We start from the raw sequence: 22470 nt of genomic DNA, 5'->3' as shown, positions 1-22470 counted from the left end.
ACCTCCGATCAGCGGCCGGAGCCGGCGTAGGGGAGGAGCGCCATCTCACGGGCGTTCTTCACGGCACGGGCGATGAGGCGCTGCTCCTGGACGGAGACGCCGGTGATGCGACGGGCGCGGATCTTTCCACGCTCCGAGATGAACTTGCGAAGGGTCGCAACGTCCTTGTAGTCGATGACGCCGACCTTGATCGACTTCGCGGGAGCGGCGTTCTTGCCGCCCTTGCCGCGAGGCTTCCGGCGGTCGCCGGTGCTCTTTCCAGCCATAGTGATTTGTCCTTAGAAGAAAAGTTGTGTGTCCGTCGGAACCAGGAGGATCAGAACGGAGTCTCGTCGTCGAAGTTGCCGCCGGGGGTGCTCCACACGTCGTTCGACTGTGCGTTGCCGCCGCCCTGCTGGCCACCCTGCGGGGACCACGGCTCGTCCGACTGGCCACCAGCGGAGGCGTTGCCGCCACCGTTGTTGTTCCAGCCGCCGTTGCCGCCGCCCTGCTGACCGCCACCGTTGCCGCCGCCGACCTGGCCACGACCGCCGCCGCCACCCGCTGCGCGGGTGATCTGTGCGGTCGCGTACCGGAGCGACGGGCCGATCTCGTCGACCTCGAGCTCGATGCTCGTGCGCTGCTGACCCTCACGGTCCTGGTAGGAACGCTGACGCAGACGACCCTGCGCGATGACGCGCGAGCCCTTCGTCAGCGACCCCGCCACGTGCTCGGCGAACTCCCGCCACACACTCGCGCGGAGGAACAGCGCGTCGCCGTCCTTCCACTCGTTCGCCTGACGGTCGAACGTGCGAGGCGTGGAGGCGATGGTGAAGTTCGCCACTGCGAGCCCGTTCTGCGTGTACCGCAGCTCGGGGTCCGCGGTGAGGTTGCCCACCACCGTGATGACGGTTTCGCCGGCCACGGGTTACTCGGCGCTCGCGGTCGCGGTTGCGGAGGCGTTGGCAGCCTTGCGGGCTGCGCGTGCCTCGTCGCGCTGCTTCTGGGCGGCGACCTGCGCGATGCCCTCTTCGGCGCGGAGGACCTTCGTGCGGAGCACGGCCTCGGAGAGACCGAGCTGACGGTCGAGCTCCTTGGCGGCCTCGGGCGAGGACGTGAAGTCGACGACGGCGTAGATGCCCTCGGACTTCTTGGCGATCTCGTAAGCGAGCCGGCGACGGCCCCAGACGTCCACGTTGTCGACGGTGCCACCGTCGTTGCGGATGACAGCGAGGAACTTGTCCAGGCTGGGAGCGACGGTGCGCTCATCGATCTCGGGGTCGAGGATCGCCATCAGTTCGTACTGGTGCATGCGGAACCCACCTCCTCTGGTCTCAGCGGCCCCGGGCAGTTCCCGGGGCAGGAGGGTTGATGCATGTGCCACGGCACGCAGACACGCGCCGGGCAACCTGCACAGACTACCCGACGGCCTGGAGGCGCGCCACCGGTCTGTGGAGAACCGTCGCGTCCGTCAGGCGGTCGCGTCCCGAGCGGCCCACCAGTCGCGCAGGCGCGCCTCGGCAGCGTCGGCGCCGAGGGGTCCGTCGTCCATCCGCGCCTCGAGCAGGAAGCGGTAGGCCTCGCCCACGGCACGCCCCGGCGGGATGTCGAGGATCCGCATGATGTCGTCGCCGGTCAGGTCGGGCCGGATCGAGTCCAGCTCCTCTTGGTCGGCCAGGACGCGGATCCGCTCCTCGAGGTCGTCGTACGCGAACGCCAGGCGATCGGCCTTGCGACGGTTCCGCGTGGTGACGTCCGAGCGGGTGAGCTCGTGCAGCCGTTCGAGCTGCGGGCCGGCGTCGCGGACGTAGCGCCGGACGGCCGAGTCGGTCCAGGCACCGTCGGTGTACCCGAAGAACCGCAGGTGCAGCTCGATCAGGCGGGACACCGCGGCGATGGTGTCGTTGTCGAAGCGCAGGGCCCGGAGCCGCTTCTTCGCGAGCTTCGAGCCGACCAGGTCGTGGTGGTGGAAGCTGACGGCGCCGCCCGGCTCGAGCTTGCGGGTGGCGGGCTTGCCGATGTCGTGCAGCAGCGCCGCGAGCCGCAGCACGGTGTCCGGGGGGTCGCCCGCGTGCCGCTCGGCCTCGTAGCCGATCGCCTGTTCGAGCACGGTCAGGGAGTGCTCGTAGACGTCCTTGTGGTGGTGGTGCTCGTCGATCTCGAGCTGCATCTCGGGCAGCTCGGGCAGGAACCGCTGCGCCAACCCGGTGTCCACGAGCAGGCGGATGCCCGGCACGGGGTCGCCCGTGCCGAGCAGCTTGACGAGTTCGTCGCGCACCCGCTCGGCGGACACGATGTCGATGGAGTCGACCAGGTCCTGCATGGCGGCACGAACGTCGTCGTCGACGGTGAACCCGAGCTGCGACGTGAACCGCGCTGCCCGCATCATCCGGAGCGGGTCGTCGCGGAACGACACCACGGCGGCCTGCGGGGTGCGGAGTCGTGCGGCCAGCAGGTCCTCGACGCCGCCGTGCACGTCGACGAGCTCGCGCGCCGGCAGCCGGAGCGCCATCGCGTTGACGGTGAAGTCGCGGCGGAGCAGGTCGTCCTCGATGGTGTCGCCGAACGCCACCTCGGGCTTGCGGGTCTCGCCGTCGTACACGTCGCTGCGGTAGGTGGTGATCTCGACCTGTTCGCCGCGGACCAGAGCGGCGATCGTGCCGAACTGCCGCCCGACGTCCCACGTGGTGCTCGCGATCGGCTCCACGATCGCCAGGATCTCGTCCGGACGCGCACTCGTCGTGAAGTCGAGGTCGGTGACGGGACGACCGAGGAAGGCGTCCCGCACGGGTCCACCGACCAGGGCCAGCTCGTGTCCGGCGTCGGCGAAGGCCCGAGCGAGGAGGTCGACGGGCTCGGTGGTGGCGAGTGCGTCGAGTCGTTCGACGGCCTGGGCAACGGACTGCATGACGGTGCTCATCCTCCCAGATCGAGGCCCCGAGTTCTCCACAACCCCGCGCGCACGGGACCTGTTCATGGTCACGCCTCATACACTCGTGCTCGGCCCGAACCGACCCCGTGGCCCGCTTCCGTATGCACATCCTCCGCACCACGCTCGCCGCAGCCGCGTCGACCCTCGTCGCGCTCGGCCTGGTCGTCGCGCCCGTCAGCGCCCCGCACGCCGATGCTGCGACGGTGTCGTCGGCCAAGACCCACCTCGCCGATCCGGCTGCTGCCGATGCGGGCAAGGCCACGATCTCGGTCGCCCCCGCGCACCGTGGGATCGTCCAGCGCGACCAGGACCTCACCCTCTCGGTGACCGTCACGAACGACACCGACGCCGCGCTGCCCGCCGGCACCGCGGAGTTCGACATCTTCCGCTCCGTGAGCACGCGGGACGTCCTCGCCGACTGGCTTGCCGACACCACCACGACCGGTTACCTCGGCGCCCCGATGGACTCCGTGGACATCCCGGAGGTCCCAGCGCACCGATCGGTCACCATCGACTCGGTCGAGATCGTCTCGGGCAACGTGGCACTCGGCGGGTACTCCTCGTTCGGTGCGCGACGCATCGCGGCGGAGTACACGGCCGGTGAGACCTTCGCCGTCGCCCGCTCCGCGATCACCTGGTACCCGGACTTCGAGCAGGTGCCGGTCAGCGTCTCCGTCGCGATGCCGGTGACGGTCCCGAAGTCCACGGACGGCATCCTCAGCGCGGCCGTCCTCGCCGCCGCGACCTCGGTGGACGGCACCCTCACCCAGCAGCTCGACGCCGCCGAGGACCACAACGTCGCCGTCGCGGTCGACCCCCGCATCATCGCCTCGATCCGGATCCTCGGCGAGAACGCGCCGTCCGCGGCGACCGCGTGGCTCCAGCGCCTCGAGTCCCTGCGCAACGAGACCTTCGCGCTGTCGTACGCCGACGCCGACGTCACCGGGCTGCGCCAGGCCGGGTCGGACGGCATCCTCGCTCCGATCTCACTCGACCAGTCCGTGAAGACCGAGAACTTCCCCGGCGCCGAGACCCCCGCACCGACCCCGACCGCGACGCCCGGGCAGACGACGACCCCGAGCAGCACCGCGTCCCCGAGCGACGACGCCACCACCGACGCCGGCTCGGGCGAGACCACGGAGACGCTGCCGACCACCGAGCAGCTGCTGGACTTCCCGTACTCGATGGACTCCATCGCGTGGCCGGCGGACGGCACCGTGACCGCGGCCGACCTCACGGCACTGCAGCGGGCCGACAAGGACACCACCATCGTCTCGAGCGGGAACACCTCCGCCGGCGCGAACGCCACGGTCTCGGCATCGGAGAAGATCGGCGACGACCACGTCCTCGTGTCGGACCAGTCGATGTCGTCCCTGCTGCGGGACGCCGCGACCGCACCGGATCGCCAGAGCTGGTCGTCGGCGATGTCCGAGCTCACCGCGACGCTCGCCACCTCGGCGCGCGACGGCACCGCCACGGGGCCGATCCTGCTGACCCTCGGTCGCGACTGGCCTTCGGACTCCACACGCCTCAGCCAGACCCTCGACGCCCTCGAGAGCACCGCCTGGGTGGCACCGGCGGACCTCTCCACCGCGTCGGACGCCACGGCGGGTTCGCTCACGCTCAACAGTGCGTCCACCGGGGCCGACCGCATCGCACAGCTCAAGCGCCTCGTGCAGGGCGAACAGGGGCTCTCCGCGTTCGCCACCATCCTCGACACCCCCGCTGAACTGACGGCTCCCGCACGACTCCGGCTGCTCGCCATCGCGTCGAACGCGTGGCGCGGGGACGACGACGGGCTCCAGGCCGCGGTCGACGTCCGCACCGCGGCCTGGGCGAAGCAGACCACCGAGGTCGGGATCGTCGACTCGAGCAGCCTGACCCTGCTCGGCGACCGCTCCTCGCTCCCGGTGTCCATCCGCAACAGCTCGGACTACCCGGTGACGGTGCACCTGGCCGTCCAGCCGTCGAACTCCGCTCTCCGGATCGTCCGCAACGACATCGTCGTCGAGATCCAACCGGACTCCTCGACCCGAGCGACCGTCCCCGTGCAGTCCGTCGCGAACGGCAAGGTCGAGCTGACCATGTCCCTGTCGAGCCCGACCGGTGTCGCCATCGCGCAGCCCGCCACCGTCGAACTCAACGTCCAGGCGCAGTGGGAGACGGTCATCACCGCCGCCGCAGCGGTCGCCCTGATCGCGATCTTCGGCTTCGGGATCTTCCGCAGCATCCGGAAGCGCATCCGTCGTCGCAACGGCGAACTCGACGACGAGGACGACGACGACCCCAACCGCCCGCTCGCCGTGCAGCCGGGTGCGCCCGGCGCGGTCGCTTCGTCCACGGGATCGGTCGCCGGACCGGGAGGCCCGGATCACCGCGCCGAGGCACCCACCGCGTTCGCCGTGGCCGGCTCCGGCACGGCCGCTGTCGCGGCTCCTGGTGGCGACCGCCTGCAGGACGCGATCGCCCGTGCCGGGGCCGAGCCGGGCCTCCCGTCCGACGCCCGTACCAGCCGCGTCGCGGACGCCCGCGACCCCGAGGAGCCGACCATCAGCGCCACCCAGCCCCAGCCCGACGTCGACGCGGAACCCGTCGCGGAGCGAAGCCTGGGGCGTGCGAGTGCGATGCTCGCGGCGGGGACGATGGTGAGCCGGATCCTGGGCTTCGCGAAGACCTTCGTGCTCGCCTACGCCATCGGGCAGAACGCGAGCCCCTCAGCGAACGCGTTCGCCGTCGCGAACCAGCTGCCGAACAACATCTACGCGCTCATCGCGGGTGGCCTGCTGTCGGCCGTGCTCATCCCGCAGATCGTCCGCGCCATGAAGAACGGCACGGACGGCGGACAGGCGTACGTCAACAAGATCGTGACGCTCGGCGGTTCGGTCTTCATCGTGATCACGATCGTCGCGACGGCACTGGCACCGCTCTTGGTCCGCCTGTACACGACGTCCTCGGACACCCGGAGTCCCGCTGCGACCGACCTCGCCATCGCCTTCGCGTTCTGGTGCCTGCCGCAGATCCTGTTCTACGCGATGTACTCGCTGCTCGGTGAGGTCCTCAACGCCAAGCAGGTCTTCGGACCGTTCACCTGGGCGCCACTGCTCAACAACGTCATCGCGATCGCCGGGCTCGTGGTGTTCATCGCCCTGTACGGCACGAGCGGCAGCGCCCTCGACGATTGGACGCCGGCGAAGATCGCACTGCTCGCCGGCAGCGCCTCGTTCGGTGTGTTCGCCCAGGCGGCGTTCCTACCGCTGTTCTGGCGGCGAGCAGGCCTGTCGTTCCGGCCGGACTTCCGGTGGCGCGGCGTCGGCCTGAAGTCGACGGGAACCGCTGCCGGCTGGCTCTTCGCGATGATCCTGGTGACCCAGGTCGCCGGCATCGTGCAGTCCGCGGTCGCGTGGAAGGGTCAGGGCGACGGTCCCGGCAACGCGGTACTCGGCAACGCGTGGCTCATCTTCATGCTGCCGCACTCGATCATCACGGTCTCCATCGCGACGGCGTACTTCACCCGGATGAGCCACGATGCTGCACGCGGCGACCTGGCATCAGTCCGACGGAACCTGTCGCTGTCCCTGCGCATCGTCGGACTCTTCACGGTCTTCGCGTCCGTGGCGCTGGTCGTCGTCGCGGTGCCGTTCGGGCGGCTCTACGAGGGCACGTTCGAGAGCGCCCTGCAGGTGGGTGCCGTCCTGGTCGCCTACATGCCGGGCCTGGTCCTGTTCAGCATGTTGTTCATCATCCAGCGCGTGTTCTGGGCCATGCACGACCACCGGACGCCCTTCCTGATGCAGTGCATCCAGTCCGTCCTGTTCGTCATCGGTGCCCTCGCGGTGTCGACGTTCCCGACGTCCGTGATCGGCATCGGTGTGGCCGCGTGCACGACGCTCGCCGGCACCGCGCAGACGATCGTCGCGCTCGTCCTGGTGCGTCGCAAGCTCGGCAGCATCGAAGGACCGGTCGTGACCCGCTCGCACGTGCAGTTCGTCATCGCCGCGCTGATCGCCGGCGTGGTCGGTCTGGTGGTCGCGAACTTCTTCGGCGCGTTCTCCGCAGCCGGGTTCGCGATGTCGGACCGCACCGGGGCACTCATCACCATCGTCCTGACCGGCGCCGTCATGGTCCTCGTGTACTTCGGGGCGCTCGTCGTCGCCAAGAACGGCGAGATCAAGAACGCCGTCGGCATGGTGAAGAGCAAGCTCGGTCGCTGACCGCACGCTTCCCGGACGTCGCGGAATGCCGCGCCGGTACCATGTGTTGACCCGGTCAGCACGCAACGGAAGGGCAGTCAGGCATGCGCCAGCTCATCATCATCGGTTCCGGTCCGGCCGGGTTCACCGCCGGCATCTACGCCGCGCGCGCAGAGCTCAAGCCGCTCATCGTCGCGTCCAGCGTCGAGACGGGCGGGGAACTTACCAAGACGACCGAGGTCGAGAACTTCCCGGGCTTCCCCGAGGGGATCCAGGGCCCCGACCTCATGATCAAGATGCAGGAACAGGCCGAGAAGTTCGGCGCTGAGGTCCTGTACGACGACGCCGTCTCCGTCGACCTCACCGGCGACGTGAAGAAGGTCACCGTCGGCTCCGGCGAGACGTACGAAGCCCTCGCGGTCATCTACGCGACCGGTTCGGCGTACCGCCACCTCGGGATCGCAGACGAAGAGCGCCTCTCGGGCCACGGTGTCTCGTGGTGCGCGACCTGCGACGGCTTCTTCTTCCGCCAGAAGAACATCGCCGTGGTCGGCGGTGGCGACTCCGCGATGGAAGAGGCGACGTTCCTCACGCGCTTCGCCGACAAGGTCACCGTGATCCACCGCAAGGACACGCTCCGTGCGTCGAAGATCATGCAGGACCGTGCCCACAACGACCCGAAGATCGAGTTCGCGTGGAACAAGGAGGTCATCGGCATCCAGGGTGACTCCGCAGTGACCGGCGTGATCCTCAAGGACACCGTGGACGGCACCGAGAGCGAACTCGCCCTCGACGGCCTGTTCATCGCGATCGGCAACGACCCCCGCGTGCACCTCGTGCACGGTCAGCTCGAGCTCGCTCCCGAGGGCACCATCGCCGTCGAGGGCCGCACGTCCAAGGCCGTCGGCGTCCCCGGGGTCTTCGTCGCGGGCGACGTGCTCGACCACACCTACCGCCAGGCCATCACGGCCGCCGGTTCCGGTGCCGTCGCCGCGCTCGACGCCGAGAAGTACCTCGCCGACCTCGAAGACACGCTGACCGACGCTGCTGCGGGCGAGACCCCGGTCGAGCCGGTCACCATCTCCGCCTGACCCGTACGGCCCCCGGAATGCCGGGGGCCCGTCCGCGGTTCCACACCCAGTACCGACTTCTCACGAAAGGACACCCATGTCCAACGCAAAGGCTGTCACCGACGCCACCTTCTCGGACGAGGTCCTCAAGTCCGACAAGACGATCCTCGTCGACTTCTGGGCCGAGTGGTGCGGCCCGTGTCGCGCTGTCTCGCCGATCCTCGACCAGATCGCCGAAGAGCACGCCGGCAAGATCGAGATCGTGAAGCTCAACGTGGACGACAACCCCCAGTCGGCCATGAACTACCAGATCACCTCGATCCCGGCGATGAAGGTCTTCAAGGGCGGCGAGGTCGTCAAGACCGTCATCGGCGCCAAGCCGAAGCCCGCGCTCGAGGCCGACCTCGCCGAGTTCCTCGCGTAGGTCGCACCAGCACCACCGAACGCCCCGTCCTCGTCCTGCTCAGCAGGCGCCGGCGGGGCGTTCGCATGCCACCCGTTGCGGATCGGCCCCCGCCGCGGAGCCCGGGTTTCCGGGGTCGATGTCGTAGTGTGGCGGGAATGTCTCACTGATCGGAGCACGGTATGACGAACGGCAACAGCCTCGACCCCTGGTACGACTCCTACGCCCAGCGCACCGCCGGGCTGAGCGCCTCCGAGGTCCGAGCCCTGTTCGCCGTCGCCTCGCGCCCCGAGGTGGTCTCGCTGGCTGGCGGCATGCCGTTCGTCTCCGCGCTGCCGAGGGAGCTCGTCACGGGGTCCCTGGACCGCGTGATGAACGAGCACGCGGCCATGGCACTGCAGTACGGCGGCGGACAGGGTCTGCGGTCCCTCCGCGAGCACATCGTGGACGTCATGAGCCTCGAGGGCATCCGTGCCAGTGCCGAGGACGTCGTCGTGACGACGGGCTCGCAGCACGCGCTCGACCTCGTCACGCGGCTCTTCATCGATCCGGGCGACGTCGTCCTCGCCGAGTCCCCGTCCTACGTCGGCGCGATCGGTGTGTTCCGGTCGTACCAGGCCGAGACCGTCCACGTGACGACCGACGAGCTCGGGCTGGTGCCCGAGGCACTACGTGAGGCGATCGCGAACCTCCGCACGCAGGGCAAGCGGATCAAGTTCCTCTACACGATCCCCAACTTCCACAACCCGGCCGGCGTCACCATGAGCCGGGAGCGCCGCATCGAGGTGCTCGACATCTGCCGGTCGAACAACATCCTGGTGCTCGAGGACAACCCCTACGGACTCCTCTGGTTCGACGAGCCGGCACCGCAGGCGATCCGTTCCATCGACGAAGAGGGCGTCGTGTACCTGGGGTCCTTCTCGAAGACCCTCGCACCCGGTTTCCGCGTCGGCTGGGCGCTCGCACCGCACGCCATCCGCGAGAAGCTCGTGCTCGCCAACGAGTCCGCCGTCCTCGCCCCGAACTCCTTCGGGCAGTACGTCGTGAACGCCTACCTGGACGCCGCGGACTGGAAGGGTCAGGTTGACACCTTCCGGGGCATCTACGCAGAGCGCCGTGATGCCATGCTGTCCGCTCTGGGGGAGTTCCTGCCGGACCTGTCCTGGACGAAGCCGAACGGTGGCTTCTTCGTCTGGCTGACGCTCCCCGAGTCCCTCGATTCGAAGGGCATGCTGCCGCGCGCCGTGAAGGAGCTCGTCGCCTACACGCCGGGGACGGCCTTCTACGCCGACGGTCGTGGCGGCGGGCACATCCGTTTGTCGTTCTGCTACCCGACCCCCGAGCAGATCCGCGTCGGCGTGAAGCGGCTCGCCAACGTCGTCAACGACGAACTCGAGCTGATCGAGACGTTCGGTCCGACGACTCGACCGAACAGCGTCGTCCGCGAGACGTCCTCGGTGAGCGCTCCGCCGCCGAACATCTCCTGATCAGCGCTTTTCCGCGGTGCGTGGCCCATCAGCACCGTCGTTCCACACCGGAGGATCCCCATGGCTGAGCTCACTCGTCGTCACGTCGTCGTCGTCGCCGGAGGGATCTCGCACGAACGTGACGTCTCCCTGCGCTCCGGTCGGCGGGTCGCCGACTCGCTGACCGGGTACGGCTGGCAGGTCGATCTCCGCGACGCCGACGCGCTGCTGCTGCCGGCTCTCGCCGAGTCCCGCCCGGATGTCGTGTGGCCGGCTCTGCACGGCGCCTCCGGTGAAGACGGGGCCCTGCGGGGCATCCTGGAGGCGGTGGACATCCCGTTCGTCGGCTCACGTTCCACGTCGGCCCGGTTGGCATGGGACAAGCCGACGGCGTCAGCGCTGGTCGCGCGGGCGGGCGTCCGCACCCCTCGATCCGTCACGCTGTCCCACGACGTGTTCCGCGAGCTCGGCGCCGTCGGGGTGCTCAAGGCCATCGCGGGGGAGCACCCGGTCCCGCTCGCCGTGAAGCCGGCGCGTGGCGGCAGCGCGCAGGGAGTGACCCTCGTCGACGACGTCAACGACCTGCCGCGTGCCATGGTCACGGCTTACACCTACTGCGACGACGTCGTGGTCGAGCAGCTCATCCGCGGCACCGAGGTCGCGGTCGGCATCATCGACACGGGCGACGGGCCGGTGGCGCTCTCCGCGGTGGAGATCGTCCCGCGGAACGGCATCTACGGCTTCGAGGCGCGGTACAACGCGGGGGAGACGACGTTCTACACCCCCGCCCGACTGTCTGACGAGTTCGCGACCACTGCAGCCGATGCAGCCGTCGCGGCGCACACAGCCCTCGGCCTCCGCCACCTGTCCCGTGTGGACCTCATCATCGACGGCGCCGGAACGCCGTGGTTCCTCGAAGCCAACGTGCTCCCGGGTCTGACCGAGACATCCCTGCTGCCGCAGGCACTCTCCGCATCGGGGTTCGATCTCGGGTGGACGTACGCGGAGCTCGCCGAACAGGCGATCCGCGACCACCACGCCTGATCCGTCAGCTCCGACGTTCCACGTGGAACATCGGAATGCGTGAGAGTCGATGTTCCACGTGGAACGTCGCACTCGTGGTTCGCTGCTGAGAGCTGATCCGCTCTGAGCAGCAACGGGTGCCTCGGGTCATCTGCGGGCGCACGGTGGACGCATGACCGATTCACCACCCCCGGCAGCCTTCACGACCGAATACCGGCGTGCCCTCTTCGACCAACGCGTGCTCGTACTCGATGGCGCCCTCGACGACGACAACGGCACCGTCTTGATGACGCAGTTGGTACAGCTCGCGACGGCGGACCCCTGGAACGACATCGCGCTCTGGATCCATTCGCCCGGAGGCTCGGTTCCGGCGATGCTCGCACTCCGGGACCTCATGCGGGTGATCCCCAACGACATCAGCACGCTCGCATTCGGGATCGCCTGCAGCGCGGGGCAGTTCCTGCTGTCCTCGGGTACTCCTGGCAAGCGACGAGCGCTGCCGCACAGCCGGATCCTGATGCACCAGGGATCCGCAGGGATCGGGGGAAGTGCGGTGGACGTGGCATTACAGGCAGACCACCTCCGTGACACCCGCGACACCGTGCTCGGACTCATCGCAGCGGACACCGGTCAGACGGTCGACCGCATCTTCGAGGACTCGCTGCACGACCACTGGTACTCCGCGCAGGAGGCCCTCGACTACGGGTTCGTCGACCTGATCGTCGACGACTTCTCGGTGATCCGGCCCCAGCAGCCCCGTTCCACGATGACAGGCTTCGGCGGACCTGCGGCAGGGGAGGGTGACCGATGAGCGCGTACACGATCCCGAACGTCATCGCGCGGGACGCTCGCGGCGACCGGGTCTTGGACGTCTACTCGCACCTGCTCACCGAGCGGATCATCTACATCGGGACGGCAATCGATGCTGGCGTCGCCAATGCCCTCATCGCGCAGCTCCTCTTCCTCGAGTCAGACAACCCGGACGCGGACGTGCAGCTCTACGTCAACTGCGACGGCGGCGATCCGAGTGCCATGCTCGCCGTCTACGACACCATGCGGTTCATCCGCCCCGCCGTCGCGACCACCTGTGTTGGGCAGGCAATCGGTGTCGGAGCCGTCCTGCTCGCCGCGGGCGCCGACGGAAAGCGGTCGGCCCTGCCGCATGCTCGGGTCGTGCTCCATCAACCCGCAGCGCAGGGACAGGGGGCCATTCCCGAGCTCATCCTGCAGGCCGACGAGGTCGTTCGGATCCGGGCCGAGATCGAGTACCTGCTCGCCGAGCACAGCGGCCAGAGTCCCGACCAACTCCGAGCCGACACCGATCACGATCGCGTCTTCACGGCCCAACAGGCCCGACAGTACGGTCTCGTGGACCACGTGATCACTCGACGCTGACGGACGGCGCTGTCCGTTCACGCCTCACGCAGCGAGGACGAACGCGCTCCGCACTTGTTCGCCACCAGCACCTGCGGAACGTGCTCGCTCGCGGAGCTCTTCTGCTGCCGCCGCCGTCAAGTCCAGCAAGGAGCTCTCGAGTGCGCCGGCCACTGCTGCCAACATCTCGCTCGAAGGCTCCTTCCGCCCCCGTTCCATCTCCGACAAGTACTGCGGCGACACCCCTGCGCGACGAGCGACATCCTGCAGGGTGTCCCCTCGGACGCGGCGACGAACGCGGAGTTCTCGACCGACGACATCACGCCAGAGCGGCTCGGGATTGCGGGATCTCATGATGCGAGCCTGGCAGTGTTCCACGTGAAACGTACGGGCTTCCCGTTCGCTGCTCGTGAACTCGAACCACGGGAACGGCTACGCGCCCCGTGTCGGGCCGAACGACCCCTGGCTGCTCCGGGCGCCCACACCAGGCATGCGAGGCCCCCTACGGGGCGCACAGCGCCATTGACAAGCCGTCAGGACGAGACGTCGCTGATCCCCAGCTCCGACAGGATGCGGTTGAGGTCGTCGCCGTTCGCGAAGTCGATCGTCACGGAGCTCTTCCGGGCACCGACGGCGATCTTGACCCGTGTGTTCAGCCGGTCGCCGATGCGCTCAGCAAGGTCGTTGAAGTGCGCCTGGTTCTTGGAGGGCTGCGGCGTCGTCTTCGGAGGGGTCTTCGTCGCCAACTGCTGCGCGATCGCTTCGGCAGCGCGCACCGACAGGTCTTCGTTGACGATCTTCTCGGCGAGGTACTCCATCGCCTCCGCGTCCGGGGCAGCAAGGATCGCGCGGGCGTGACCGGCCGACAGCACGCCGGCAGCGACCCGACGCTGCACGGGGGAGGGGAGCCGCAGCAGACGGATGGTGTTGGTGATCTGCGGACGCGAGCGACCGATGCGCTGGCCGAGCTGTTCCTGCGTGATCCCGAAGTCCGCCAGGAGCTGCTGGTACGCCGAAGCCTCTTCGAGCGGGTTGAGCTGCGCTCGGTGCAGGTTCTCGAGCAGGGCGTCCCGGAGCATCGCGTCGTCCGGCGTCTCCTTGACGATCGCCGGGATGGTCGTGAGCCCGAGTTCCTTGGTGGCGCGGAGGCGCCGCTCACCCATGATCAGCTCGTACTGCGGCTCCGTCCCGGCAGCCCCGGGGATCGGGCGGACCACGATGGGCTGCAGCACGCCGATCTCACGGATGGAGTGGACGAGCTCCTGCAACTCCTCTTCGCGGAACTCCTTGCGCGGCTGCTGCCCGTTCGGGATAACGTCCAGCGGGTTGAGGTTCGCGAGTCGGGCTCCCGGAACGGCGACGAGCTCGTCCGCGGTGGGTGCCGAGGCCGGCGACCCACCAGTCGGGAAGAACACGTCCACTGGGCGGTCCTGCTGGTCCGTCGCCGTCGGGATGAGCGCGCCGATGCCGCGGCCGAGTCCGGTTCGCTTGGGTGCCATCAGTCTTGCGCTCCTCGTGCTGCGATCTCGGCGGCCGCTTCCAAGTAGGAGAGCGACCCGGTGGAGTTCACGTCGTACGCGACGACGCTCTGTCCGTAACTCGGCGCTTCACTCACCCGGACGGAACGGGGGATCATCGCCTTCAAGACCTGATCACCGAAGTGCTCGCGGACGTCGTTCGCCACCTGGTTCGCCAGGTTGGTCCGACCGTCGTACATGGTGAGCAGGATCGTCGAGACCCGGAGGTTCGGGTTGAGGTGCCGCTCGATGAGCTCGATGTTGCGCAGCAGCTGGCTGAGTCCCTCGAGCGCGTAGTACTCGCACTGGATCGGGATCAGGACTTCCTGGGCCGCCACGAACGCGTTGATCGTGAGGAGACCGAGCGACGGCGGGCAGTCGATGAAGACGTAGTGGTACGGCTCGTCCAGCGACTGGAGGTACAGATCGAGCGCCGTACGGAGGCGCTGTTCTCGAGCGACCAAGGAGACGAGCTCGATCTCAGCGCCCGCGAGGTGGATCGTCGCCGGGACGCACCACAGGGTGTCGGAATCGGGGGAGCGCTGCACGGTGTCGGCCATTGCAGCCTCGTCGACGATGACGTCGTAGATGCTCGCGACCTCAGCCTGGTGGTCGACGCCCAAGGCCGTCGACGCGTTGCCCTGTGGGTCGAGGTCGATCACGAGCACCCGTGCGCCACCGTGCGCGAGGCCGGCGGCCAAGTTGACGGTCGTCGTGGTCTTCCCGACGCCGCCCTTCTGGTTCGACACGGTGATGATCCGCGTCTTCGGGGGCAACGGGAACTGCTGCGTCGCGATCGCACGACGCCGGCGGTTCAGGTCGGCGATCTCGCGAGCAAGCGGAGTCGACGCGTCGTAATCGGTCGATGAGCTCAACGAGTGCCTCTTCCCCGGTTCGATGTTTCACGTGAAACGTGGAGCAGCAAGAGATCAGTCGTCCCGATCCGAGCCGCAGGGTCAGTCAACTGTAGCCCGGAAGACCCGCGTGGTCTCTGCGACCACACCGTCCCCGAGCTCGAGGACCTCGACGTCCGAGAGGTGCTGGCGAAGGATCACCTTGCGCGCCTTCTCGATCTCGTCGTCGACTCGCGCACCCTTCATCAGGATGAGCTGCCCGCCCGAGCGGACGAGTGGAACCGTCATCGGGATGAGCTTCGACAACGCACTGACGGCACGCGCAGTGACCTGGTCGACCACGATGTCATCGGAGACGTCCTCGGCGCGGCCGCGGACCACCGTCACGTTCGGCAGGCCGAGCCGGCTCGCCTCACTGGTGAGCCAGTCCACGCGGCGCTCCATCGGCTCGATGAGCGTGAAGTGCACGTCCGGACGGGCGATCGCGAGCACGAGACCGGGCAATCCCGCACCCGAGCCGACGTCGGCAACCCGGCCACGGGCCTCCAGGAGGGGCGCCAACAAAGCAGAGTTGAGGATGTGTCGCGTCCAGAGTCGAGGCAGCTCGAGCGGGCCGATCAGGCCCAGCTCCTCGCCCCGGCGAGCCAGCTCGTTCGTGAACGACCGAGCCGTCTCGATCTGATCGCCGAAGAGCACGGACGCAGCCGCAGGCTCGGCCTCCAGCACCGGAGCATCGTCCGAAGGCGCGGGAGCGGTGTCCGCGGACACCGACTCGTCCGTCATCGGGTGACGACCGTGTGGCGGTCCCGACCCTCACCCTCGGACTCCGAGTGGAAGCCCTTCTCAGCGACGAGGTCGTGGACCAGCTTGCGCTCGTACGACGACATCGGGGGGAGTGCTGCGGAGGACGATCCGGCTTCGATGCGCTCGACGGCGGTGTCGACCAGTCGCTGCAGCTCGTCGGCACGAGCGTCACGGGAACCGCCCACGTCCAAGATGAGCCGGCTGAACTCGCCCGTCTCGGCCTGGACGGCGATGCGGGTGAGTTCCTGCAGGGCCGTGACCGTGTCCGGCTTCGAGAGGACGCGGAGCGCCTCGCCATCGTCGGTGACCGACAGGTAGACGCGACCGGCGCGCTCCTCGATCTCGATGTCCCCGTCGAGGTCGCAGATGTCGAGGAGTTCCTCGATGTAGTCCGCAGCGATGTCAGCCTCGTCACGGGCGTCCTCGTCCGGGACCTCGGTGGTGTCGACGGCTGCGGCGGTGTCCTGCTCGGTCACTTACTTCTTCCCGTTCTTCTTCGAGCGCTGCTTGCCGACCGGCTGCGAACGCTGGGTGGTGACCCGCACGGCCTCGATCTCGGCGGCGCCAGCACCGGCACCGGCCTCGGCGAGGACCGGGTTGGCGATCCCGCGACGCTGGGCCTTCTTGGCCAGACGCGCCTCACGTGCCAGGGCCGCCTCGGAACCGGGCGTCGGCATGCTGCGGATGACGAAGTACTGCTGCGCCATCGTCCAGACGTTCGAGGCGAGCCAGTAGAACATGACGCCGAGGGGGAAGCTCAGACCCGAGATCACGAAGACCAGCGGGAGGATGTACAGCATCATCTTCTGCTGGCGGTACATCGGCGACGCCTTGGTCTCCGGCGACATGTTCTTTGCCACCAGCTGCAGCTGCGTGATGAACTGCGAGGCCGTCATGACGACGATCATGAAGCCGGCGATCGCACGCACTTCCCACCCGGAGGCGTTGGTGAACGTCTCGTGCAGGGGAGCACCGAACAGGGCCGCGTTGCCGAACGACGCCGCGAGGTCGTTCGTGAGCAGGCCGATGCCCGTCTTGTTGATCTGGGCTTCGTGCAGCACCGAGTACAGCGAGAAGAAGATCGGCATCTGCAGCAGCAGCGGCAGGCAGGAGCTCAGCGGGTTGGTGCCCGTCTCCTTGTACAGGGCCATGGTCTCGCGGCTCATGGCCTCACGCGAGAACTGGTCCTTCTTGCCCTTGTACTTGTCCTGGATCTTCTTCAGCTGCGGCGCGACCTCGAGCATGCGGCGCTGCGACTTGATCTGCCGCACGAAGATCGGGATCAGCGCGGCGCGGACCACGAAGGTCAGGAAGATGATGGAGAGGACCCAGGTGATACCCGCGCCCGGGTCCATGCCGATGCTCTCGAAGATCCAATGGAAGCCGACGAGGATGGCCGAGACCACCCATTTGAGCGGCCAGAGGATCGTACCGATGATGTCCATGGGGACGGCTACGCCTTTCGAGTGCGCTGGGGGAGCAGGACCGGCCGGGCCGTTCCGACCGCGGGGTGCGGCTGCTGCGGGATCGGCGCGAGGACGAACCCGAACCGGTTGACGACGAACGGGCGACGACGTTCCGTGACGTCGTCGATCCCGCCTGCAGCCCAGGGGTTGCAGCGAGCGATGCGCCAGGCGCCCATCGCGGATCCGCGGACGACGCCGTACTGCTGGATCGCTTCGAGGGCGTACCGGGAGCACGACGGGTGGTACCGGCAGACGTTGCCGTACAACGGGGAGATCACTGCACGGTAGGCGCGGAGCACGACGACGCACGCGTTGCGTGGGAGCAACGCGGCGACCCAGGCCAGCCGGGTCCACAGGGTGCGGTTCATGCTGCCTTCTCCACCCCGCGCGCGAAGGAGCGCACGACGTCTTCGAGCAGGGTAGGCCATCCGGCCTGCGATGCGGCTGGCAGTGCGCGCACCACTACGTCGTACCCCACGGGGGAGTCGGCGAGGATGCCGTGCGCGATCGCTTTGAGCCGCCGCCTGATCAGGTTCCGGGTCACGGCGTTGCCCACCGTCTTGGCGACGATGAACCCGAACCGCGACGGTCCGGTGGGGTCCGTCGAGCGACGGACCACGGACACGACGACGTGCGCCGTGGCGCTCTTGCGACCACGACGCACGACGTTCCGGTAGTCGTCCCCGCGGACGATGCGGTTGGCGCTGGCCAACACTGCGATGCCGGGGTCAGACCGAGGACCGGATCAGGCGGTGAGCCTGATCAGGCCGAGAGCTCGGTGCGGCCCTTGGCGCGACGCGCCGACAGGATGGCGCGGCCGGCACGCGTCCGCATGCGGAGGCGGAAGCCGTGCTTCTTGGCGCGGCGACGGTTGTTCGGCTGGAAGGTGCGCTTGCTCATGATCTCTCCACACGGCTGCTCGCGGCGAGCCGTCACGTATGTATGTGTCATCGCTCGGTGTCGAACGACGCAGATGGGCGCGACCAATCGGCCGCAGTCAACTGGTTAACGGTACGTGACAGCAGCGAGCAGGTCAAACGCCGATCGGGCCGGCCTCGGTGCCGGAGGCGTCGAGGACACCGCTGCGGTCCATTCTCCACATTGGGGACAACTTCCGTTCGGTGCCACCCGGCCCGGTCCTTTACAGTGGGGTCATCGATCGGCCCCGCGCCCCGGTACGACAGGGAAGTACTCCTGTCCGACGGATCCGGGCGGTCGTGGACAACACTGTGGACAACCCTGTGGGAACACGCGCGGTACGAGGCGTCGACGAAGCCCCCGAGACCCCGACGAACCGCCGGCGCACGACACGGTCCGCTGAGCGCCACACCCCGCGGCACTCCGGCACGTCCGACCCCAGCAGGACGCACCCCGGTCCGGCACCGAACGCACGACACACACCTGGAGACGAGCGCGACATGACGATGCCGGCCGACCCCGTCGAGGACCTCTGGTCATCCGTACTCGGAATCCTCAGCGAAGACCCCCGCATCACGCCGCAGCTCCACGGGTTCCTCAACCTGGTCGAACCGAAGGGCGTCCTCGCCGGCACCCTGTACCTCGAGGTCCCCAACGACCTGACCCGCGGCATGCTCGAGCAGCGGATCCGCATCCCGATCACCGAGGCCGTCGCCCGCATCGGTGACGACTCGGTCGCGAACTTCGCCATCACGGTGAACCCGGACATGGCGTCCGAGCCGCGCGTCGACCCGAACGTGCCGGAGTACGCCGAGCCCGTCCAGGAAGCAGTGGAGCAGAGCGCTGCACCCCGCCAGTACATCGAGGCGCCCTTCGTCCCGAGCCAGATCGACTCCCCGGGCACCAGCGGCCGACCCGAGTCGCGCCTCAACCCGAAGTACAACTTCGACAACTTCGTCATCGGCTCGTCGAACCGGTTCGCGCACGCGGCGGCGGTCGCCGTCGCCGAGGCGCCGGCGAAGGCCTACAACCCGCTCTTCATCTACGGCGACTCCGGGCTGGGCAAGACCCACCTGCTCCACGCCATCGGGCACTACGCCGAGAGCCTCTACCCGGGGATCCGCGTCCGGTACGTGTCGAGCGAGGAGTTCACCAACGACTTCATCAACTCGATCGCGAACAACCGCTCGAACCAGTTCCAGCAGCGCTACCGCGACATCGACATCCTGCTGATCGACGACATCCAGTTCCTGCAGGGGAAGGACTCCACGCAGGAGGCGTTCTTCCACACGTTCAACACGCTGCACGACCACAACAAGCAGGTCGTCATCACGTCCGACGTCGCACCGAAGCACCTCACCGGCTTCGAGGACCGCATGCGGTCGCGCTTCGAGTGGGGTCTGATCACGGACGTCCAGGCGCCCGAGCTCGAGACGCGCATCGCGATCCTCCGCAAGAAGGCGCAGTCCGACCACCTGCAGGTGCCGGACGACATCCTCGAATTCATGGCCTCGAAGGTGTCGAGCAACATCCGGGAGCTCGAGGGGACGCTCATCCGCGTCACGGCGTTCGCGAGCCTGAACCGGACGGCCGTCGACATGGCCCTGGTGCAGACCGTCCTCAAGGACCTGATCACCCTCGACGAGGACAACGTCGTCGCGCCGACGGACATCATCAACCACACCGCCGAGTACTTCAAGCTCTCCGTCGACGACCTGTACGGCTCGTCCCGCTCGCAGGCGATCGCCACCGCGCGACAGATCGCGATGTACCTGTGCCGCGAGCTCACGAGCCTGTCGCTCCCGAAGATCGGGCAGCTGTTCGGCAACCGCGACCACACCACGGTCATGTACGCGAACAAGAAGATCACCGAGCTCATGAAGGAGCGGCGGTCGATCTACAACCAGGTCACCGAGCTCACGAGCCGCATCAAGCAGGACCGCCGCTACCGCTGAGATCGGTACGTCTCCGGGCGCATCCACCATCTGAGACGGTTCCATGGGCCGGAGTTCTCACAGTGTGGATAGCCTGTGGATAACTGTGGAGGACACGCCGCCCGGTTGTTCACAGCGAGGGGGCCTCCTGTGGAAACTGGGGATGAAAGTGGATAGATGAGATTCATTCATCCCGACGTCGCCCACAGCCCGCCCACAAGTCACAACGGTGTAGTTCCCTACGGCCGAGCGGCATGCACAGGGTTATCCACAGTGTGCACAGGCGTTAACACCATTACTCCTGGTTAACGATCCATCTCCGCGGGACAACCTTGTGGACGGCGGGATGACAAGAAATCCGGCCCACGTCCGCCTGTGCCAGAATGGGGCGGCCGGACAGTCCAAGCCGATCGACAGGGGTTCCAGCTGTGAAGTTCGAGGTCAACCGGGACGTCTTCTCCGAAGCCGTCTCCTTCGCGGTGAAACTCCTCCCACAGCGCACGACCCTCCCGATCTTGTCGGGCGTCCTGATCCACGCCGACGGCGATCGTCTGACGCTCTCGTCGTTCGACTACGAGGTCTCGGCGCAGACGTCCATCTCGGCACAGATCGACGACCCGGGCACGGTCCTGGTCAGCGGTCGCCTGCTGAACGACATCGCGAGCCGACTGCCGAACGCCCCGGTGACCTTCACGACCGAGGACTCCAAGATCTCGGTCTCCTGCGGATCGGCGCACTTCACGCTGCTGTCCATGCCGGTCGAGGAGTACCCGACGCTGCCCGAGATCGGTCCGCAGACCGGTGTCATCCCCGGCGATGCCTTCTCCGAGGCCGTTTCGCAGGTCGCCGTCGCCGCCAGCCGCGACGACGTCACCCCCGTCATCACCGGTGTCCAGCTCGAGGTCGGTGACAACGACCTGTCGCTCATCGCCACGGACCGGTACCGCGTGGCCGTCCGGACCATCGCGTGGGACTCCGGCCGTGTCGGCTCGGACCCGCTGCACGCCCTCGTCCCCGCCCGCACGCTGCAGGAGGTCGGTCGCACCTTCGGGTCGGCGTCCACCGTCTCGGTCTCGATCAGCGGCAACTCGGACCGTGAGCTCATCGCGTTCCACGCCGACGACAAGACCGTCACCTCGCTGCTGATCAAGGGCAACTACCCGCCGGTCCGCCGGCTCTTCCCCGAGAACGTCAACGACCACGCGGTGATCAACACCGCTGAGCTGGTCGAAGCCGTCCGACGGGTCTCACTCGTCCTGGAGCGCGAAGCAGCGCTCCGGTTCTCCTTCACGGTCGACGGGCTCACGCTCGAGGCGATCGGATCCGAACAAGCGCAGGCGTCAGAGTCGATCAGTGCGTTGCTGACCGGAGAGGAAACGGTGGTCTCGCTGAAGCCCGCCTTCCTCCTCGACGGACTGAACGCGGTGCACTCCGAGTTCGTCCGCATCTCCTTCACCAAGACGGAGAACCCCAACAAGCCGGGCCCGGTGCTGATCACCGGCCAGACTTCGCAAGAGGCTGCCGCGACCGATGGATACCGGTACCTGCTGCAGCCCAACCTGCTGCTGCGATAGGCGCAACAGGAACACTGCGCTGACGCACCACCCGCGGACGCAGCGCGACGACGAAACAGAAGAGGAAATCATGCACATCGGTCTTGTCGGCCTTGGTCGCATGGGCAACAACATGCGTGCCCGTCTCCGCAACGCAGGGATCGAGGTCACCGGTTACGACGCGAACCCCGCCGTCTCCGACGTCGCGAGCCTCGCAGACCTGGCGGGCGCCCTGCCCGAGGGTCAGCGACTCGTCTGGGTGATGGTGCCGCACGGCAAGATCACCGACGACGTCATCACCGAGCTCGCCGGTGTCCTGAACGAGGGCGACCTCGTCATCGACGGTGGCAACTCGAAGTGGCTCGACGACACCACGCACGCCGAGCAGCTCGGTGCGCGCGGCATCCGCTACATGGACGCCGGTGTCTCCGGCGGCGTGTGGGGCAAGGACAACGGCTACGGCCTCATGGTCGGCGGTGACGTCAAGGACGTCGAGTTCGCCATGCCGGTCTTCGACGCACTGCGCCCCGAGGGCCCGCGCGAAGAGGGCTTCTCGCACGCCGGTCCGATCGGCGCGGGGCATTACGCCAAGATGGTCCACAACGGCATCGAGTACGCGATCATGCAGGCCTACGGCGAGGGCTACGAGCTCCTCGAGGCCAAGGACCTGATCACCGACGTCCCCGCCGTGTTCGCCGGGTGGCAGCGCGGGACGGTCGTCCGTTCCTGGCTGCTCGACCTCATGGTCCTGGCCCTGAACGAAGACCCGAAGCTCGACGAGCTCGAGGGCTACGTCGAGGACTCGGGCGAGGGCCGCTGGACGCTGGAAGAGGGCATCGAGCTCGCCGTTCCGATGCCGGCGCTGTCGGCGTCGATCTTCGCGCGCTTCGTCTCGCGTCAGGGCAGCGCGTCCCCGACGATGAAGGCCGTCGCGGCGCTCCGCAACCAGTTCGGCGGTCACGCCGTCAAGAAGTCCTAGGACCACCC

23 protein-coding genes are annotated in these 22470 nt (G+C 68.0%); 10 read left to right on the top strand and 13 right to left on the bottom strand.

Going from position 1 to position 22470, the window contains the following annotated elements:
* Positions 1-8: 8 nt before the first annotated feature.
* The 4 genes from rpsR to EDF23_RS04650 all read right to left on the bottom strand — a co-directional run bounded on the left by rpsR (position 9) and on the right by EDF23_RS04650 (position 2887).
* Positions 9-266 carry a 30S ribosomal protein S18 gene (rpsR, locus tag EDF23_RS04665; RefSeq protein WP_017887834.1) on the bottom strand — a complete coding sequence of 86 codons (258 nt, stop codon included), beginning with the start codon at positions 264-266 and terminating at the stop codon, positions 9-11.
* A gap of 50 nt (positions 267-316) precedes the next feature.
* Complete coding sequence (locus EDF23_RS04660) at positions 317-904, bottom strand: single-stranded DNA-binding protein (protein WP_123311310.1); 588 nt, start codon at positions 902-904, stop codon at positions 317-319.
* A gap of 3 nt (positions 905-907) precedes the next feature.
* Positions 908-1291, bottom strand: a complete 384-nt coding sequence (rpsF, locus tag EDF23_RS04655; RefSeq protein ID WP_111083667.1) for a 30S ribosomal protein S6 — start codon at positions 1289-1291, stop codon at positions 908-910.
* Positions 1292-1450: 159 nt separating this feature from the next.
* Positions 1451-2887 (bottom strand): CCA tRNA nucleotidyltransferase, encoded by a 1437-nt coding sequence (locus EDF23_RS04650; RefSeq protein ID WP_123937113.1) that lies wholly within the window; start codon positions 2885-2887, stop codon positions 1451-1453.
* A 110-nt stretch (positions 2888-2997) separates the two neighbouring features.
* Here EDF23_RS04650 and EDF23_RS19545 point away from each other — a divergent pair, with 110 nt between their 5' ends.
* From EDF23_RS19545 to EDF23_RS04615, 7 genes are all read left to right on the top strand, one after another.
* Positions 2998-7122, top strand: coding sequence for a DUF6049 family protein (locus tag EDF23_RS19545; protein WP_243648809.1), 4125 nt, complete (start codon positions 2998-3000; stop codon positions 7120-7122).
* Between the two features lie 83 nt (positions 7123-7205).
* Positions 7206-8192: a thioredoxin-disulfide reductase gene (gene trxB / locus EDF23_RS04640; RefSeq protein ID WP_131920810.1), complete on the top strand. Its 987-nt coding sequence runs from the start codon at positions 7206-7208 to the stop codon at positions 8190-8192.
* Positions 8193-8268: 76 nt separating this feature from the next.
* Positions 8269-8595, top strand: a complete 327-nt coding sequence (gene trxA, locus EDF23_RS04635) for a thioredoxin (RefSeq protein ID WP_017887828.1) — start codon at positions 8269-8271, stop codon at positions 8593-8595.
* 161 nt (positions 8596-8756) lie between these two features.
* On the top strand, positions 8757-10061 hold the full coding sequence (locus EDF23_RS04630) for a PLP-dependent aminotransferase family protein (protein ID WP_123339332.1): 1305 nt from the start codon (positions 8757-8759) through the stop codon (positions 10059-10061).
* 60 nt (positions 10062-10121) lie between these two features.
* Complete coding sequence (locus EDF23_RS04625; RefSeq protein ID WP_131920808.1) at positions 10122-11084, top strand: D-alanine--D-alanine ligase; 963 nt, start codon at positions 10122-10124, stop codon at positions 11082-11084.
* A 151-nt stretch (positions 11085-11235) separates the two neighbouring features.
* Entirely contained in the window at positions 11236-11874 is a 639-nt protein-coding gene (locus EDF23_RS04620; RefSeq protein WP_131920806.1) for an ATP-dependent Clp protease proteolytic subunit, read from the top strand.
* Positions 11871-12458, top strand: a complete 588-nt coding sequence (locus EDF23_RS04615) for an ATP-dependent Clp protease proteolytic subunit (RefSeq protein ID WP_131920804.1) — start codon at positions 11871-11873, stop codon at positions 12456-12458. The genes EDF23_RS04620 and EDF23_RS04615 overlap by 4 nt, the downstream gene beginning before the upstream one ends.
* Before the next feature lie 24 nt (positions 12459-12482).
* Here the strand turns inward: EDF23_RS04615 and EDF23_RS04610 are convergent, their stop codons facing one another.
* From EDF23_RS04610 to rpmH, 9 genes are all read right to left on the bottom strand, one after another.
* Positions 12483-12791: a helix-turn-helix transcriptional regulator gene (locus EDF23_RS04610; protein ID WP_131920802.1), complete on the bottom strand. Its 309-nt coding sequence runs from the start codon at positions 12789-12791 to the stop codon at positions 12483-12485.
* A gap of 179 nt (positions 12792-12970) precedes the next feature.
* Complete coding sequence (locus EDF23_RS04605) at positions 12971-13936, bottom strand: ParB/RepB/Spo0J family partition protein (RefSeq protein WP_123292944.1); 966 nt, start codon at positions 13934-13936, stop codon at positions 12971-12973.
* Positions 13936-14829, bottom strand: a complete 894-nt coding sequence (locus tag EDF23_RS04600; RefSeq protein ID WP_279388192.1) for a ParA family protein — start codon at positions 14827-14829, stop codon at positions 13936-13938. The genes EDF23_RS04605 and EDF23_RS04600 overlap by 1 nt, the downstream gene beginning before the upstream one ends.
* Positions 14830-14910: 81 nt before the next feature.
* Entirely contained in the window at positions 14911-15591 is a 681-nt protein-coding gene (gene rsmG, locus EDF23_RS04595; RefSeq protein WP_131920798.1) for a 16S rRNA (guanine(527)-N(7))-methyltransferase RsmG, read from the bottom strand.
* Positions 15588-16088 (bottom strand): R3H domain-containing nucleic acid-binding protein, encoded by a 501-nt coding sequence (locus EDF23_RS04590; RefSeq protein WP_111083678.1) that lies wholly within the window; start codon positions 16086-16088, stop codon positions 15588-15590. The genes rsmG and EDF23_RS04590 overlap by 4 nt, the downstream gene beginning before the upstream one ends.
* Positions 16089-17057, bottom strand: a complete 969-nt coding sequence (gene yidC / locus EDF23_RS04585; RefSeq protein WP_123292941.1) for a membrane protein insertase YidC — start codon at positions 17055-17057, stop codon at positions 16089-16091.
* A gap of 8 nt (positions 17058-17065) precedes the next feature.
* Entirely contained in the window at positions 17066-17446 is a 381-nt protein-coding gene (gene yidD / locus EDF23_RS04580) for a membrane protein insertion efficiency factor YidD (RefSeq protein ID WP_165901008.1), read from the bottom strand.
* Positions 17443-17793, bottom strand: a complete 351-nt coding sequence (rnpA, locus tag EDF23_RS04575) for a ribonuclease P protein component (protein ID WP_123937122.1) — start codon at positions 17791-17793, stop codon at positions 17443-17445. The genes yidD and rnpA overlap by 4 nt, the downstream gene beginning before the upstream one ends.
* Positions 17794-17840: 47 nt before the next feature.
* A complete protein-coding gene (gene rpmH / locus EDF23_RS04570) occupies positions 17841-17978 on the bottom strand; it encodes a 50S ribosomal protein L34 (protein WP_022889115.1) in 138 nt (45 codons plus the stop codon).
* A 518-nt stretch (positions 17979-18496) separates the two neighbouring features.
* Between rpmH and dnaA the strand changes: the two genes are divergently transcribed.
* From dnaA to gnd, 3 genes are all read left to right on the top strand, one after another.
* A complete protein-coding gene (gene dnaA, locus EDF23_RS04565) occupies positions 18497-19951 on the top strand; it encodes a chromosomal replication initiator protein DnaA (RefSeq protein ID WP_111083682.1) in 1455 nt (484 codons plus the stop codon).
* Positions 19952-20358: 407 nt separating this feature from the next.
* A complete protein-coding gene (dnaN, locus tag EDF23_RS04560; RefSeq protein WP_111083683.1) occupies positions 20359-21504 on the top strand; it encodes a DNA polymerase III subunit beta in 1146 nt (381 codons plus the stop codon).
* Positions 21505-21574: 70 nt separating this feature from the next.
* A complete protein-coding gene (gnd, locus tag EDF23_RS04555; RefSeq protein WP_123292939.1) occupies positions 21575-22462 on the top strand; it encodes a phosphogluconate dehydrogenase (NAD(+)-dependent, decarboxylating) in 888 nt (295 codons plus the stop codon).
* Positions 22463-22470: the final 8 nt, after the last annotated feature.

It is taken from the genome of Curtobacterium sp. PhB128 (genome assembly GCF_004340725.1).
GTDB lineage: Bacteria > Actinomycetota > Actinomycetes > Actinomycetales > Microbacteriaceae > Curtobacterium.
This window is presented reverse-complemented; position numbering and strand designations above follow the sequence as displayed.